This window comes from Pseudomonas sp. NyZ480 (genome assembly GCF_029537255.1).
Lineage (GTDB): Bacteria > Pseudomonadota > Gammaproteobacteria > Pseudomonadales > Pseudomonadaceae > Aquipseudomonas > Aquipseudomonas taiwanensis.
Genome location: NZ_CP120626.1, coordinates 4,379,188 through 4,394,323, shown reverse-complemented (window position 1 = coordinate 4,394,323; position 15,136 = coordinate 4,379,188). Strand labels below are relative to the sequence as shown.

12 protein-coding genes are annotated in these 15,136 nt (G+C 63.5%); 8 read left to right on the top strand and 4 right to left on the bottom strand.

Annotated elements, in window-relative coordinates; genetic code table 11:
• Positions 1-28 precede the first annotated feature (28 nt).
• The 4 genes from P3R38_RS20190 to gatC form a co-directional block, all read right to left on the bottom strand.
• Positions 29-403, bottom strand: a complete 375-nt coding sequence (locus P3R38_RS20190) for a septal ring lytic transglycosylase RlpA family protein (protein WP_023382165.1) — start codon at positions 401-403, stop codon at positions 29-31.
• 138 nt (positions 404-541) lie between these two features.
• Positions 542-1,987 carry an Asp-tRNA(Asn)/Glu-tRNA(Gln) amidotransferase subunit GatB gene (gene gatB, locus P3R38_RS20185; RefSeq protein ID WP_023382164.1) on the bottom strand — a complete coding sequence of 482 codons (1,446 nt, stop codon included), beginning with the start codon at positions 1,985-1,987 and terminating at the stop codon, positions 542-544.
• An 11-nt stretch (positions 1,988-1,998) separates the two neighbouring features.
• Positions 1,999-3,450 carry an Asp-tRNA(Asn)/Glu-tRNA(Gln) amidotransferase subunit GatA gene (gene gatA / locus P3R38_RS20180; RefSeq protein ID WP_023382163.1) on the bottom strand — a complete coding sequence of 484 codons (1,452 nt, stop codon included), beginning with the start codon at positions 3,448-3,450 and terminating at the stop codon, positions 1,999-2,001.
• A 15-nt stretch (positions 3,451-3,465) separates the two neighbouring features.
• Positions 3,466-3,753 carry an Asp-tRNA(Asn)/Glu-tRNA(Gln) amidotransferase subunit GatC gene (gene gatC, locus P3R38_RS20175; RefSeq protein WP_023382162.1) on the bottom strand — a complete coding sequence of 96 codons (288 nt, stop codon included), beginning with the start codon at positions 3,751-3,753 and terminating at the stop codon, positions 3,466-3,468.
• A 203-nt stretch (positions 3,754-3,956) separates the two neighbouring features.
• Between gatC and mreB the strand changes: the two genes are divergently transcribed.
• The 8 genes from mreB (at position 3,957) to tldD (ending at position 15,067) form a co-directional block, all read left to right on the top strand.
• Complete coding sequence (gene mreB, locus P3R38_RS20170; protein ID WP_003255163.1) at positions 3,957-4,994, top strand: rod shape-determining protein MreB; 1,038 nt, start codon at positions 3,957-3,959, stop codon at positions 4,992-4,994.
• A 196-nt stretch (positions 4,995-5,190) separates the two neighbouring features.
• Positions 5,191-6,216, top strand: a complete 1,026-nt coding sequence (mreC, locus tag P3R38_RS20165; protein WP_238546530.1) for a rod shape-determining protein MreC — start codon at positions 5,191-5,193, stop codon at positions 6,214-6,216.
• Complete coding sequence (gene mreD / locus P3R38_RS20160; protein ID WP_023382160.1) at positions 6,216-6,704, top strand: rod shape-determining protein MreD; 489 nt, start codon at positions 6,216-6,218, stop codon at positions 6,702-6,704. The genes mreC and mreD overlap by 1 nt, the downstream gene beginning before the upstream one ends.
• A 33-nt stretch (positions 6,705-6,737) precedes the next feature.
• The gene (locus P3R38_RS20155) at positions 6,738-7,349 is read left to right on the top strand and encodes a Maf family protein (protein WP_023382159.1); all 612 of its coding nucleotides are present in this window, start codon (positions 6,738-6,740) and stop codon (positions 7,347-7,349) included.
• Between the two features lie 54 nt (positions 7,350-7,403).
• On the top strand, positions 7,404-8,861 hold the full coding sequence (rng, locus tag P3R38_RS20150; RefSeq protein ID WP_023382158.1) for a ribonuclease G: 1,458 nt from the start codon (positions 7,404-7,406) through the stop codon (positions 8,859-8,861).
• 82 nt (positions 8,862-8,943) lie between these two features.
• Entirely contained in the window at positions 8,944-12,759 is a 3,816-nt protein-coding gene (locus P3R38_RS20145; RefSeq protein WP_202675596.1) for a YhdP family protein, read from the top strand.
• A 14-nt stretch (positions 12,760-12,773) separates the two neighbouring features.
• Positions 12,774-13,625: a carbon-nitrogen hydrolase family protein gene (locus P3R38_RS20140; RefSeq protein WP_027906587.1), complete on the top strand. Its 852-nt coding sequence runs from the start codon at positions 12,774-12,776 to the stop codon at positions 13,623-13,625.
• A gap of 2 nt (positions 13,626-13,627) precedes the next feature.
• On the top strand, positions 13,628-15,067 hold the full coding sequence (gene tldD, locus P3R38_RS20135; protein ID WP_277686544.1) for a metalloprotease TldD: 1,440 nt from the start codon (positions 13,628-13,630) through the stop codon (positions 15,065-15,067).
• Positions 15,068-15,136 lie beyond the last annotated feature (69 nt).

Genomic DNA, 15,136 nt, shown 5'->3' with positions numbered 1-15,136 from the left:
GTCGAAAATGGTCGAGGCTCCAGTCGAGTCAGTCGCTCAGACCTTGTACCCGGACTCGCGCCGTTCCGCTACGGAGCATGCCGATTTTTTCTGCGGCGGCACGTGAAAGGTCGATCAGGCGGCCGCGCGTGTGCGGGCCACGGTCGTTGATTCGCACAACCACACTGCGTTGGTTGGCCAGGTTGGTGACCAGAACGCGGCTGCCGAAGGGCAGGCTACGGTGGGCGGCGGTGAGGCCATGCTGGTTGAAAGGTTCGCCGCTGGCGGTGCGCTTGCCGTGGTGGCGAGCGCCGTAATAGGAGGCGGTGCCGGTCTTATCGTAACCGCTGGGGTCAATGTCGTGGCTGGCGCAGCCGGCCAGGACGGAGAAGAGAGCGAGGGTGCCGAGGGATCGTTTTAGCAAGTCGGATGCTCCGGTGCTGCATTCGCCGGTGGGGCCGCTCCCCAGGGGCGCGCTGCCCTTGAGCGTGGCGCGGTCCTGTGGGAGCGGGTTTACCTGCGAACGAGGGCCAGGCCCTCGCAGGCTACAGGGGGAAAACAATCACCCTTCGAGCTTGGCTTTGAGCAATTGGTTCACTTGCCCAGGGTTGGCCTTGCCCTTGGACGCCTTCATCGCCTGGCCGACGAAGAAGCCGAACATCTTGCCGCGCTTGGCCTCGTCGGCGGCGCGGTACTGTTCGACCTGCTCGGCATTGGCTGCCAGCATCTCGTCGAGCATCTTGTCGATAGCGCCGGTGTCGGTGACCTGCTTGAGGCCTTTGCTCTCGATGATGGCATCGGCATCGCCTTCACCGGCGGCCATCGCTTCGAACACAGTCTTGGCGATCTTGCCGCTGATGGTGTTGTCGCGAATACGCAGCAGCATGCCACCCAGTTGCGCGGCGCTGACCGGGGACTGGTCGATTTCCACGCCAAGCTTGTTCAGCAGGCTGCCCAGCTCGACCATGACCCAGTTGGCGGCCAGCTTGGCATCGCCACCAACGCGTGCCACTTCTTCGAAGTAGTCGGCTTGCTCACGGCTGGAGGCCAGCACGTTGGCATCGTACGCAGACAGGCCGTATTGGCTCTGGAAGCGCTCGACCTTTTGCTGTGGCAGTTCCGGCAGGCCGGCGCGAACGGTTTCCAGGAAACTGTCCTCGATGACCACTGGCAGCAGGTCTGGGTCGGGGAAGTAACGGTAGTCGTTGGCTTCCTCCTTGCTGCGCATGGAGCGGGTCTCGTCCTTGTTCGGGTCGTACAGGCGAGTTTCCTGGACCACCTTGCCGCCGTCCTCGATCAGGTCGATCTGGCGCTGGATCTCGCTGTTGATCGCGCGTTCGATGAAGCGGAACGAGTTGACGTTCTTGATCTCGCAGCGGGTGCCGAACTCGGTCTGACCTTTCGGGCGCACCGACACGTTGCAGTCGCAGCGCAGCGAACCTTCGGCCATGTTGCCGTCGCAGATGCCCAAGTAGCGCACCAGAGCATGGATCGCCTTGACGTAGGCGACGGCTTCCTTGGCGCTGCGCATGTCTGGCTCGGAGACGATTTCCAGCAGCGGTGTGCCGGCGCGGTTCAGGTCGATGCCGGTGGAGCCGCTGAAATCTTCGTGCAGGCTCTTGCCGGCGTCTTCTTCCAGGTGCGCACGGGTAATGCCGATACGCTTGATGGTGCCGTCTTCCAGGGCGATGTCCAGGTGCCCCTTGCCGACGATCGGCAGGTCCATCTGGCTGATCTGATAACCCTTGGGCAGGTCGGGGTAGAAGTAGTTCTTGCGCGCGAACACGTTGCGCTTGCCGATCTCGGCGTCGATCGCCAGGCCGAACATGCAGGCCATGCGCACGGCTTCCTGGTTGAGCACCGGCAGTACGCCGGGCATCCCCAGGTCAACCAGGCTGGCCTGGGTGTTCGGCTCGGAACCGAAGGTGGTGGCGCTGCCGGAGAAAATCTTCGACTGGGTGGCCAGCTGGGTATGAATCTCCAGCCCGATCACAACTTCCCATTGCATGTGTCAGTTCCTCAGAAGCCGTTGGGGGCGCGGGTGTGCCAGTCGGTGACTTGCTGGTAGCGGTGCGCGACGTTGAGCAGGCGGCCTTCCTGGAAATAGGGAGCCAGCAGTTGTACGCCGACCGGCAGGCCATCGACGAAACCGGCCGGCATCGACAAGCCCGGCAGGCCCGCCAGGTTGGCGGTGATGGTGTAGACGTCCTCAAGGTAGGCGGCGACCGGGTCGTTGCTCTTGGCGCCGAGCTTCCAGGCCGGGTTCGGCGTGGTCGGGCCGAGGATCAGGTCGACGTCGTTGAACGCGGCCATGAAGTCATTCTTGATCAGGCGACGGATCTGCTGCGCCTTGACGTAGTAGGCGTCGTAGTAGCCGGCCGATAGGGCGTAGGTGCCGACCATGATGCGGCGCTGGACTTCGGCGCCGAAGCCTTCGCCACGGGAACGCTTGTACAGGTCGGTCAGGTCTTTCGGGTTCTCGCAGCGGTAGCCGAAGCGCACGCCATCGAAACGCGACAGGTTGGAGGAGGCTTCGGCCGGCGCGATCACGTAGTACGCCGGGATGGCGTGCTGCATGTTCGGCAGGCTGATTTCCTTGACCACCGCGCCGAGCTTTTCCAGCTCCTTGACGCTGGCCTGGACCAGGTCGGCGATGCGCGGGTCGAGGCCGGCACCGAAGTATTCCTTCGGCAGGCCGATGCGCAGACCTTGCAGCGAGGCGTTCAGGTTGGCGCTGTAGTCCGGCACCGGCTCTTCGATGCTGGTGGAGTCCTTGGCGTCGAAGCCGGCCATGCCTTGCAGCAGCAGAGCGCAGTCCTCGGCGGTGCGGGCCAGTGGGCCGCCCTGGTCGAGGCTCGAGGCGTAGGCGATCATGCCCCAGCGCGAAACACGGCCATAGGTCGGTTTCAGGCCGGTGAGGTTGGTCAGCGCCGCTGGCTGACGGATCGAGCCGCCGGTGTCGGTGCCGGTAGTGGCCGGCAGCAGGCGTGCGGCCACCGCTGCGGCGGAACCGCCGGACGAGCCGCCGGGAACGTGTTCAAGGTTCCATGGATTTTTCACCGGGCCGTAGTGGCTGGACTCGTTGGCCGAGCCCATGGCGAATTCGTCCATGTTGGTCTTGCCCAGGGTGACCATGCCGGCTTCGGCCAGTTTGGCGACCACGGTGGCGTCGTAGGGCGCCTTGAAGTTGTCGAGCATCTTCGAGCCGCAGCTGGTGCGGATGCCGTTGGTGCAGAACAGGTCCTTGTGGGCGATCGGTGCGCCGAGCAGGGCGCCGTTCTCGCCGGCGGCGCGACGGGCGTCGGCAGCACGGGCCTGGGTCAGGGCCAGGTCCTCGGTGACGCTGATGAAGCTGTTGATCTGCGGGTCGAGCTGCTTGATGCGCGCCAACAGGGCGCCGGTCAGCTCTTCGGAGGAAAACGACTTGTCGGCGAGTCCGCGGGCGATCTCGGCCAGGGTCAATTGATGCATGGCAGGCTCTTTCCCTTACTCGATGACTTTTGGAACCAGGTACAGACCGCTTTCGGTCGCCGGTGCGATGGCCTGATAGGCGTCGCGCTGATTGCGCTCGGTGACTTGGTCAGGGCGCAGGCGTTGGCTGGCTTCCAGTGGGTGGGCCAAGGGTTCGATGCCGCTGGTATCGACCGCTTGCATCTGGTCGACCAGCCCGAGAATACTGTTCAAGGCATCGGTAATGCGTGGCAGTTCGCCTTCATTCAGCCCCAGACGGGCCAGATGGGCGATCTTTTCCACGTCGCAGCGTTGAAGCGCCATGGGGATCTCCAGAAAAACTAAGAACGGAATGAGGTCCGTGGTGAGGAACATGTCGGCATTTTGGCGGTCATACGGCCGCGATCATCTGCTGGCTTGCTCGGAAAAACTGCCAATTTAACATATTGGCTCCTTGCCCAAAATCCCTGCCATTGTTAGAGTTTGCCGCACTTTTTTACCCACGCTTTCCCCAGGGTCACTTTCCCATGTTCAAGAAACTGCGTGGCATGTTTTCCAGCGATCTCTCCATCGACCTGGGTACTGCCAACACCCTTATTTACGTGCGTGAGCGCGGTATCGTCCTGAATGAGCCCTCGGTTGTTGCCATCCGTACCCACGGCAACCAGAAAAGCGTCGTCGCCGTCGGTACCGAAGCCAAACGCATGCTGGGCCGTACGCCTGGCAACATTGCTGCCATTCGTCCGATGAAGGACGGCGTCATCGCCGACTTCAGCGTTTGTGAAAAAATGTTGCAGTACTTCATCAACAAGGTTCACGAGAACAGCTTCCTGCAGCCCAGCCCACGCGTGCTGATCTGCGTGCCGTGCAAGTCGACCCAGGTAGAGCGCCGCGCCATTCGCGAGTCGGCCCTGGGTGCCGGTGCACGTGAGGTGTTCCTGATCGAAGAGCCGATGGCTGCCGCCATCGGTGCCGGCCTGCCGGTCGAGGAAGCCCGTGGTTCGATGGTCGTCGATATCGGTGGCGGTACCACCGAAATCGCGCTGATCTCGCTGAACGGCGTGGTCTATGCCGAGTCCGTGCGTGTGGGCGGCGACCGCTTCGACGAAGCCATCGTCACCTATGTGCGCCGCAACTACGGCAGCCTGATCGGTGAGTCCACCGCCGAGCGCATCAAGCAGGAAATCGGTACCGCCTACCCGGGTGGCGAAGTGCGTGAAGTCGACGTCCGTGGCCGCAACCTGGCCGAAGGCGTACCGCGTGCCTTCACCCTGAACTCCAACGAAGTGCTCGAGGCCCTGCAAGAGTCGCTGGCGACCATCGTCCAGGCCGTCAAGAGCGCCCTGGAGCAGTCGCCGCCCGAGCTGGCTTCCGACATCGCCGAGCGCGGCCTGGTGCTGACTGGTGGTGGCGCACTGCTGCGTGACCTCGACAAGCTGCTGGCACAGGAAACCGGCTTGCCGGTGATCGTCGCCGAGGACCCGCTGACCTGCGTTGCCCGTGGCGGCGGTCGCGCCCTGGAGATGATGGACAAGCACGCGATGGACCTGCTCTCCAGCGAGTGATTCCCACCCGCTGCTTCTGAGCGCCCGGTTTACAGGTAGCACGAGCAGTGCTACCTGTATGCGCTGGGCAGGCGTCCATCCGGGCGTCGTTTCCGTCAACCCGCAACCAGGCTGGTGCGTTGTCCCATGTCCAATGACCTCCTGAGTCGTCCACGAGGAACGGCCCATTAAACCGCTTTTCTCCAAGGGCCCCTCGTTGGGCGTTCGCCTACTGGTACTCGTAGTGCTGTCCGTCGCGCTGATGGTGGTCGACGCACGTTTCGACGTGCTCAAGCCAGTCCGCAGCCAGATGGGCCTGGTGCTGATGGAATCCTACTGGGTCACTGACCTGCCGCAGCGCCTGTGGCAAGGCGTGGCCGGCCAGTTCGGCAGCCGCACCGAACTGATCGCGGAAAACGAAAAGCTCAAGACCGAGGCCCTGCTGTTGCAGGGGCGCCTGCAAAAGCTGGCGGCCCTCACCGAGCAGAACGTGCGCCTGCGTGAGCTGCTGAACTCCTCGGCCCTGGTCAATGAAAAGGTCGAGGTGGCCGAGCTGATCGGTGTCGACCCCAACCCGTTCACCCATCGCATCCTGATCAACAAGGGCGAGCGTGATGGTGTGTTTCTTGGCCAGCCGGTACTCGATGCCCGTGGCCTGATGGGCCAGGTGGTCGAACTGATGCCCTACACCTCACGGGTGCTGCTGCTGACCGACACCACCCATAGCATTCCGGTGCAGGTCAACCGCAACGGCCTGCGCGCCATCGCCAGCGGCACGGGTAACCCCGAGCGCCTGGAGTTGCGCCACGTGGCAGACACTGCCGACATCAAGGAAGGCGACTTGCTGGTCAGTTCCGGTATGGGGCAGCGCTTCCCGGCCGGCTACCCGGTGGCCACGGTCAACGAAGTGATCCATGACTCGGGCCAGCCGTTCGCCATCGTGCGCGCGATTCCAACCGCCGCCCTTAACCGCAGCCGCTATATGCTGCTGGTGTTCAGCGATCGACGCAGCCCGGAGCAGCGTGCCACCGACGCCGCCATCGCCCAGGAAGAAGCCGACCGCAAGGGCGCCCCGGCCAGTGGCCAGCCAGCTGCACCCGCCGATCACGCTGCCCCGGCCAACGGCGCCGCCCCTGCCGGCACTGCTCCCGCCGTACCGGCCACGCCAGCGCCGACCCCGACGGCCGCGCCCGCTACCCCAGCCGCCGCGCCTGCCGCGCCGGCTCAACACCGGAGACCATGATGGCAGCTTCGCGCCGTAACAACGGGTGGGTGATCTGGCTGACATTCGTCATCGGTCTGCTGCTGAGCGTCTCGCCGATGCCTCAGTTCCTGGAAGTGTTCCGGCCCATGTGGCTGGCACTGCTGGTGTCGTTCTGGACCCTCATGGTGCCGAACAAGGTCGGCATGACCACGGCTTTCCTGCTCGGCCTGGCCGAGGATGTGCTCTATGGTACCTTGCTGGGGCAAAACGCCCTCATCCTGACCCTGATCACCTTCCTGGTATTGTCCCTGCAGCAACGCCTGCGCATGTTCCCCATGTGGCAGCAGAGCCTTGTGATTCTGGTGATCTTCGGTATCGCCCAATTGATCCAGCTATGGCTCAGCGCGCTCACCGGCAACCGCCTGCCGACCCTGGCGTTGGTGTGGTCGGCGGTGATCAGTGCCTTGCTATGGCCTTGGGTCAGCTTCGCCCTGCGCGACTTGCGCCGCCGATTGCACATAAACTGACGGCGATGCCGCGACTGACAGGGAGATGTCCGCATGACTCCGCTTTACCTTGCCTCGGGCTCGCCACGCCGTCGTGAACTGCTGACCCAGATCGGCGTGCCGTTCACCACGGTCAGCGCACCTGTCGATGAAACCCCACTCCCTCACGAAAGCGCCGAGGCCTATGTCGAGCGCCTGGCCCAGGCCAAGGCCAAGGCCGGTTTCGCCAGAGTCGACGGCCCGGCTGTAACCCTTGGCGCAGACACTGCGGTGGTGCTCGATGGTCGTATTCTCGGCAAACCGGAAAACCGCGAACATGCCTTGGCCATGCTGGCCGACCTGTCGGGGCGCGAACACCAGGTCCTGACTGGCATCGCCGTGAGCGATGGCCAGCGCTGCCTCAGTCTGTGCGTTTCGAGCAGCGTGCGTTTTCGCCCGATTACCGGTGATGAGGCCGAACGCTACTGGGCCAGCGGCGAACCCCTGGACAAGGCCGGTGGGTATGCCATACAGGGACTGGGCGCGGTGTTCGTCACCGCCTTGGTCGGCAGTTACTCCTCGGTCGTTGGCCTGCCGCTCGCCGAGACTTCCGATCTGCTTGCGCAATTCGGCATTGCCAGTTGGCAGGTGCCAGGGCTTTTGCCAGAGGTAACACACCCACAGTAGCCAGCCCTGCGTACGACATCCATCATTAGCCAAGACCTTTGACGAGAGCCTGCCATGAGTGAAGAGATCCTGATCAACATCACCCCGATGGAATCACGTGTGGCAGTGGTGGAGAACGGCGTGCTGCAGGAAGTGCACGTTGAGCGCACGCAGCGCCGAGGCATCGTTGGCAATATCTACAAAGGCAAGGTAGTGCGCGTGCTGCCAGGCATGCAGGCGGCGTTCGTCGACATCGGCCTGGAACGGGCCGCGTTCATCCATGCTTCTGAAATTTCTCAGCGCGAAGGTTCGGCGGTCGAGAGCATCACCGCCCTGGTGCATGAAGGGCAGGCGTTGGTGGTGCAGGTGACCAAAGACCCCATCGGCACCAAGGGCGCGCGCCTGACGACCCAGTTGTCTATTCCCTCGCGCTACCTGGTGTACATGCCCCGCAGCAGTCACGTCGGTATCTCCCTGAAGATCGAGGACGAAGCCGAGCGTGACCGCCTCAAGCAGGTGGTCAGCGACTGCATGGCAAGCGAGAACATCAAGGACGCCGGGGGCTTCATCCTGCGCACAGCCGCCGAAGGCGCGCGCGCCGAGGAAATACTCCAGGACATCCGTTACCTGCGCCGGCTGTGGGAGCAGATCGGCAGCCAGATACAGACTTGCGGTGCGCCAACGGTCATCTACGAAGACCTGGGCCTGGCCCTGCGTACCTTGCGCGACCTGGTCAACCCGAAGATCGAGAAAATCCGTATCGACTCGCGGGAAACGTTCCAAAAAACCACGCAGTTCGTCGCCGAACTCATGCCAGAGATTGCCGACCGCCTTGAGCACTACCCGGGCGAGCGACCGATCTTCGACCTGTATGGCGTCGAGGATGAGATCCAGCGAGCGCTGGAGCGCAAGGTGCCGCTCAAGTCCGGTGGTTACCTGGTGGTCGACCCGGCCGAGGCGATGACCACCATCGACGTCAACACTGGCGCCTTCGTCGGTCATCGCAACCTCGAAGAGACCATCTTCAAGACCAATCTCGAAGCGGCAACCGCCATTGCCCGGCAACTGCGCCTGCGCAATATCGGCGGGATCATCATCATCGACTTCATCGACATGGAGGATGAAGAGCACCAGCGCCAGGTACTGCGTACCCTGGAAAAACAGCTCGAGCGCGACCATGCCAAGACCAACATCATCGGCATCACCGAGCTGGGACTGGTGCAGATGACCCGCAAGCGCACGCGGGAAAGCCTTGAGCAGGTGCTGTGCGAGCCCTGCATCGCCTGCCAGGGGCGGGGCAAGCTGAAAACCCCAGAGACGATCTGTTACGAAATTTTCCGTGAAATCCTGCGTGAGGCCCGTGCCTACCAGGCCGAAGGTTACCGTGTGCTGGCCAACCAGAAGGTGGTCGACCGTCTGCTCGATGAAGAATCCGGCAACGTGGCCGAGCTGGAAGCGTTCATTGGTCGAACCATTCGCTTCCAGGTCGAGTCGATGTATTCGCAGGAGCAATACGACGTGGTGCTGCTCTGACGCGTTTCGAACCCCACCCCATGCAGGTCGAGCTGGCAAAACCGCTGCCAGGGGCCATCATGGATAAACGACTTGGAGGGCCATGGCCATGGGACGTCTGACCCGCGTTCTTGTCGCCTTGACCCGCTGGGGGCTGGGCTTGTGTGCTCTGCTTGCGGTGCTGGTGGCACTGTACGTGAGCGCGGGGCGGCAACTGGTACCGCTGGTTGCCGAATACCGCGCCGATGTAGAAGCCAAGGCGGAGCAAACCTTGGGCCTGCCGGTGCACATCGGTGCGCTCGAGGGGCGTTGGAGCGGCCTGGCACCTGTATTGCGCGTGCGCGATCTACAAGTGGGCGAAGGCTCGGCGGCATTGCGCCTGGATGAGGTCAAGCTGGTGCCTGACCTCTGGGCCAGCCTGACCAGCCGTGAAGTGCAGCTGGCGCGTATTCAGCTGGGTGGCTTGCAGTTGATCCTGCGTGAGGACGCCCAGGGCAGCTGGGCGCTGGAAGGTCTGCCGAAAAAAGACGACGCCGCAATCGATCCTGCCGAGATTCTCCAGCGCATGCGCCAGCTGGGGCGCATCGATGTGTTCGACAGCCAGGTTACCCTGCACCCCTGGCAACGTGACCCGCTGACCCTGACCTATGTGAGTCTTGGCCTGAAGGCCGGTGCTTCGCGTCAGGCTCTGGACCTGCGCGCGACCCTCCCGGATGGCCAGCCCTTGGCGGTGAACCTGCGCAGCCGGGCTTCGGCCAACCAATGGCGTGACGGGCAGGTCCAGGCTTACCTGAGCCTGCCGCAGAGTGATTGGGCGCGTTGGTTGCCGCCGCGCCTGCTGGGCCAGTGGCAAGCACACACCCTGCGCTCGGGTGGCGAATTGTGGATCGACTGGAGCCAGGGTCAGTTGCAACAGGCAGTTGTACGGCTCAATGCACCCAAGCTCACGGGTGCCTATGCCGGGCGCAAATCTGCCACGTTGGATAACCTGGCGCTGACTGCCTGGTTCCAGCGCCAGGAGCAGGGCTTCGATGTGGTGGTCGATTCGTTGGCTGCCAGCATTGGCAAGACGCGATGGGAGTCGCATCTGCAAGTGCGTCATCGCGATGGCGAAGAGCCCGCACAGGAGAGCTGGCAGGTGCAGGCCGATCGGCTCGACCTGACTCCGCTCACCCCGCTGGTCGATGCCCTGGCGCCACTGCCTGAAAAACTGATGACCGTGGTCGACGCGCTGAAGGTCACCGGCGCACTGCGCAACGTACGCCTCGATATCCGGCCAAAGGTCGAGGGCGACGAGCGGCTGCAGTTCGCCGCCAATCTTGAAAAGGTAGGTTTCGACGCGTACCACGGTGCTCCTGCCGCCGGAAACGTCAGCGGCAGTATCAGCGGTAACTTGGGGCACGGTGAACTGCGACTGGATACCGATGCATTCATGCTGCATCTGTATCCGATCTTCGCCAAACCCTGGCACTACCAGAAGGCCAATGCCCGCCTTACCTGGAGCCTCGACAAGGAGGGCTTCACCCTCATCGCTCCCTACCTCAAGGTGTTGGGCGAGGAGGGCAAGATTGCCGGCGATTTCCTCATTCGACTGCTGTTCGAGGAAGGGCGCGAAGACTACATGGACCTGCGTGTCGGCCTGACCGAAGGCGACGGCCGCTATACCGCGAAGTACCTGCCCGAAGTGCTTAGTCCGGCCCTGGACGAGTGGCTGCGCACCGCCATCGTCAAGGGGACCGTGGACGAAGGTTATTTCCAGTACCAAGGGTCGCTCAACCATGGGGCAGCGCCCGAGGCGCGAAGCATCAGCCTGTTCTTCAAGGTCCGCGATGCGGCGCTGGACTTCCAGCCGGGTTGGCCGCAGGTGCAGCAGGTCGCCGGGGATGTGCTGATAGAGGACAGCGGCATTCGCATCAAGGCCAGTCAGGGTACATTGCTCGATACGAAGGTGAGCGACGTCAGTGTCGATATTCCCCATGTCGACGGCGACCAGCATAGCCATCTGTACCTGGATGGCAATTTCGACGGCAGCCTTGGCGATGGCTTGAAGATCCTCAAGGAAGCGCCGATCGGCACAGGTGAGATATTCGCCGGCTGGGAAGGAGAGGGGCCGCTCAAGGGCAAGGTCAAGCTCGACATCCCCTTGGTCCGCGGTGATCGGCCCAACGTGCAGGTGGACTTCGCTACCGCCGATGCGCAACTCAAGGTGGCACCGCCGAGCCTTGACCTGAGCCAATTGAAGGGCGACTTCAGTTTTGACCTGGACAAGGGCCTGAGCGGCAAGGACATCAGCCTGCAAGCATTCGGCAAACCGGTGTCCGCGCAGATCGTCGCCGAAGGCAAGCCAGGGCAGATGCAGACCCGGATCAATGCCACTGGCCAGGTGGCGCTCAAGTCCCTGACTGACTGGTTGCAGTTCAAGCAGGCGCTGCCTGCTTCGGGTGATGTGCCTTACCGACTGCAGGTCAATCTGGGCAGCCGCGACAACAGCCTGAGTGTCAACTCGTCGCTCAAAGGGCTGGCGATAGACCTGCCGGCACCGTTCGGCAAGGCCGCGTCCGAAACCCGTGACAGCCGTTTCAGCATGGGCCTGCAAGGCGCAGAGCGTCGCTTCGATGCAGGCTACGCGGACCTTGCGCGTTTTGCCTACGCCGCGCCTGCCGACAAGCTGACCCAAGGGCGCGGTGAGTTGCTGCTCGGCACGGGCGACGCGCAGGTACCGGCCAGCCCGGGTTTGCGTGTGCGCGGACGCCTGGAGTCCCTGGACCTGGCGCCCTGGCAGGAACAGATGAACCGACTGGCTGGCGATGACCCGAGCGGCAATGCCCGGCAGAACCTGCAGAGCGTCGACCTGAGCATCGGCCAGCTCAAGGCGTTCGGCATGGACTTGAACCAGGCCGTGGTTCGCCTGGCTCGCGGCGGCCCAGCATGGGATCTGCGTCTGGACAGCAAGGAAGTCATCGGTAACGCAAGGGTTCCGGATGCCAAGGCCGCGCCCATGACCGTCCGCCTGCAGACCTTACGTCTGCCCGCGGCCGACCCGGCTCAGGTCCAGGCCGAAGATGGACCCGACCCCTTGGCCACCTTCGACCCTCGCAAGGTCCCGGCGCTGGACCTGACCATCGACAAGCTCTACCGGGGTGATGACTTCTACGGCAATGCGGCGGTCAAGCTGCGCCCGACCGCCCGTGGGGTGTCGGCCAGTGATATCGACCTCGATTTCAAAGGGCTGCGCATTGATGGCAGTGGTGGCTGGGAAGGCCTGCCGGGGGCCAGCAGCAGCTGGTACAAAGGTCGCCTCGATGGCAAGAACCTGGCTGATGTCCTCAAGGCCTGGGGCTTCGCGCCTACGGTCACCAGCCGCGATTTCCGCCTGGATGTCGATGGCCGTTGGCCTGGCTCACCGGCCTGGGTTGGCCTCAAGCGTTTCTCGGGGAGCATGGACGCGGCATTGCGCACCGGCCAGTTCGTCGAGGTGGAAGGCAGTGCCCAGGCCCTGCGCGTGTTCGGCCTGCTCAACTTCAACTCCATCGGCCGTCGCTTGCGCCTGGACTTCTCCGATCTGTTCGACAAAGGCTTGGCCTATGACCGGGTCAAAGGCTTGTTGGTGGCAAGTGATGGTGTCTATGTAACTCGCGAGCCGATCACGGTGACCGGGCCGTCGAGCAACTTCGAGCTCGACGGTACGCTGGACATGGTTCGTGACCGTGTCGATGCCAACTTGCAAGTGACGTTGCCAGTGACCAACAACCTGCCCTTGGCCGCCCTGATTGTCGGTGCGCCAGCGGTTGGCGGGGCGTTGTTCCTGGTCGATCGGTTGATCGGTGACCGCGTGTCGCGTTTTGCCAGCGTGCACTACCGCGTCGAGGGGCCGTGGAAAGAGCCTAGAATCACATTTGTGAAACCCTTCAACAAATAGCGTCGGGAGTGCCCATGAAGGCAGCGGTGATCCAGATGGTCAGCCAGGACGATGTACTGGCCAACCTGCAACGTGCTGGCGCACTGCTTGAGCAGGCAGCCTTCGGTGGCGCCAGGCTCGCTGTCCTGCCGGAAAACTTCGCGGCCATGGGGCGCAAGGATGCGGCGGCCATCGGACGGGCGGAGGCTCTGGGTGACGGGCCGATCCTGCCATGGTTGAAACGTACCGCCCGCGACCTCAAGTTATGGATAGTCGCCGGTACCTTGCCGTTGCCTCCCGCCGGTCAACCCGATGCCAAGGCGCATGCCTGCTCGCTGTTGGTCGATGAGCAGGGTGAGGTGGTGGCGCGTTACGACAAGCTACACCTGTTCGATGTCGACGTGGCCGACAACCGAGGCCGTTACCGCGAGTCTGACGACTATGCGCACGGGGCTCGGGTGGTGGTGGCCGATACCCCGGTCGGCCGTGTGGGGCTGAGCGTATGCTATGACTTGCGCTTTCCCGAGCTGTACAGCGCTTTACGCGCTGCCGGCGCGGAGCTGATCACGGCGCCGGCTGCCTTCACCGCAGTCACCGGGGCAGCCCATTGGGAAGTGCTGATTCGTGCACGGGCCATCGAGACCCAGTGCTACGTGCTGGCCGCCGCACAGGGCGGCATCCATCCAGGGCCACGGGAAACCCATGGCCAGGCGGCGATCGTCGACCCTTGGGGGAGGATCGTCGCCGAACAGGCGCGAGGCGAGGCAGTCCTGCTGGCCGAGCGCGATATTGATGAACAAGCGTCCATTCGGGCGCGCATGCCGGTTGCGTTGCACCGGCGCTTTTTCTCGCAGGACGCCTTGCGGCCTGCGCACACCTCGGAGTGACTATGAGCCAGATGTTATCCACCGTCAGCGAGCAGCTCCTGGCACCGGGCGGCCTGAGCCTGGACAGCCTGCAGTCTGTCCTTGGCGAGTTGGCAGGCCCCGGTATCGACGCCGCCGACCTGTATTTCCAAGGTCAGATTTCGGAAACCTGGGCACTGGAGGACGGCATCGTCAAGGAAGGCAGCTTCAACCTCGACCAAGGGGTGGGCGTGCGCGCCCAGTCCGGTGAGAAAACCGGCTTTGCCTACAGCAATGCGATCAACCTTGAAGCCCTGAACTCGGCGGCCCGTGCCGCCCGTTCGATTTCCCGCGCCGGGCAGCACGGCAAGGTACAGGCCTTCCGCAGCCAGGCTGTGCCGGCACTGTATTCACCGGACAATCCGTTGGATGTGCTGACGCGCGCAGAAAAGGTCGACCTGCTCAAGCGTGTCGACGCCGCCACCCGCGCCCTGGACCCGCGTATCCAGCAGGTCAGCGTGAGCATGGCCGGCGTCTGGGAGCGGATTCTGATCGCCGCAGCGGACGGTAGCCTGGCGGCTGACGTGCGTCCGCTGGTGCGCTTCAACGTCAGTGTCATCGTCGAGCAGAACGGCCGTCGCGAACGCGGCGGGCAGGGCGGTGGTGGGCGTACCGACTATCGCTTCTTCACCGAGGAGCGGGTCATGGGCTATGCCCGCGAGGCATTGCGCCAGGCGCTGGTGAACCTGGAGGCGATTCCCGCCCCGGCGGGCACCTTGCCGGTGGTACTGGGTTCCGGTTGGTCTGGCGTGCTGTTGCATGAAGCGGTCGGCCATGGCCTGGAAGGCGACTTCAACCGCAAGGGCAGTTCGGCCTTCAGCGGTCGTCTCGGCGAGAAAGTCGCGTCGAGCCTGTGCACCATCGTCGACGATGGCACCCTTGAAGGTCGCCGGGGGTCTCTGAGCGTGGATGACGAAGGCACGCCAACCGAATGCACCACGCTGATCGAGAACGGTGTGCTCAAGGGCTATATGCAAGACAAGCTCAACGCGCGCCTGATGGGCATGGCGGTGACCGGCAACGGGCGCCGGGAATCCTATGCGCACCTGCCGATGCCGCGCATGACCAACACTTACATGCGTGCTGGCGAGAGCGACCCGCAGGAGATCATCGCGTCGGTGAAAAAGGGCATCTATTGCGCCAACCTCGGCGGTGGGCAGGTGGACATCACCAGCGGCAAGTTCGTGTTCTCGACCAGCGAGGCTTACCTGATCGAAGACGGCAAGATCACCGCACCGGTCAAAGGCGCAACCCTGATTGGCAACGGCCCTGAGGCGATGAGCCGAGTGTCGATGGTAGGTAACGACCTGGCCCTGGATAGCGGTGTGGGCACCTGTGGCAAGGATGGGCAGTCGGTTCCGGTGGGGGTTGGCCAGCCGACCTTGAAGCTGGATGCGATTACCGTAGGTGGTACGGGCGCGTGAAGGATCGTGGGACCGCATCGCGGTCCTTTCGCGCTGCAAGGCCGCTCCCATGGGCTCGCACAGTAGATG

Excerpts from the sequence above, each read along its gene's own strand:
- gatB (WP_023382164.1), bottom strand. The coding sequence starts at position 1,987 with ATGCAATGGGAAGTTGTGATCGGGCTGGAGATTCATACCCAGCTGGCC.
- gatA (WP_023382163.1), bottom strand. The coding sequence starts at position 3,450 with ATGCATCAATTGACCCTGGCCGAGATCGCCCGCGGACTCGCCGACAAG.
- gatC (WP_023382162.1), bottom strand. The coding sequence starts at position 3,753 with ATGGCGCTTCAACGCTGCGACGTGGAAAAGATCGCCCATCTGGCCCGT.
- mreB (WP_003255163.1), top strand. The coding sequence starts at position 3,957 with ATGTTCAAGAAACTGCGTGGCATGTTTTCCAGCGATCTCTCCATCGAC.
- mreD (WP_023382160.1), top strand. The coding sequence starts at position 6,216 with ATGGCAGCTTCGCGCCGTAACAACGGGTGGGTGATCTGGCTGACATTC.
- P3R38_RS20155 (WP_023382159.1), top strand. The coding sequence starts at position 6,738 with ATGACTCCGCTTTACCTTGCCTCGGGCTCGCCACGCCGTCGTGAACTG.
- rng (WP_023382158.1), top strand. The coding sequence starts at position 7,404 with ATGAGTGAAGAGATCCTGATCAACATCACCCCGATGGAATCACGTGTG.
- P3R38_RS20145 (WP_202675596.1), top strand. The coding sequence starts at position 8,944 with ATGGCCATGGGACGTCTGACCCGCGTTCTTGTCGCCTTGACCCGCTGG.
- P3R38_RS20140 (WP_027906587.1), top strand. The coding sequence starts at position 12,774 with ATGAAGGCAGCGGTGATCCAGATGGTCAGCCAGGACGATGTACTGGCC.
- tldD (WP_277686544.1), top strand. The coding sequence starts at position 13,628 with ATGAGCCAGATGTTATCCACCGTCAGCGAGCAGCTCCTGGCACCGGGC.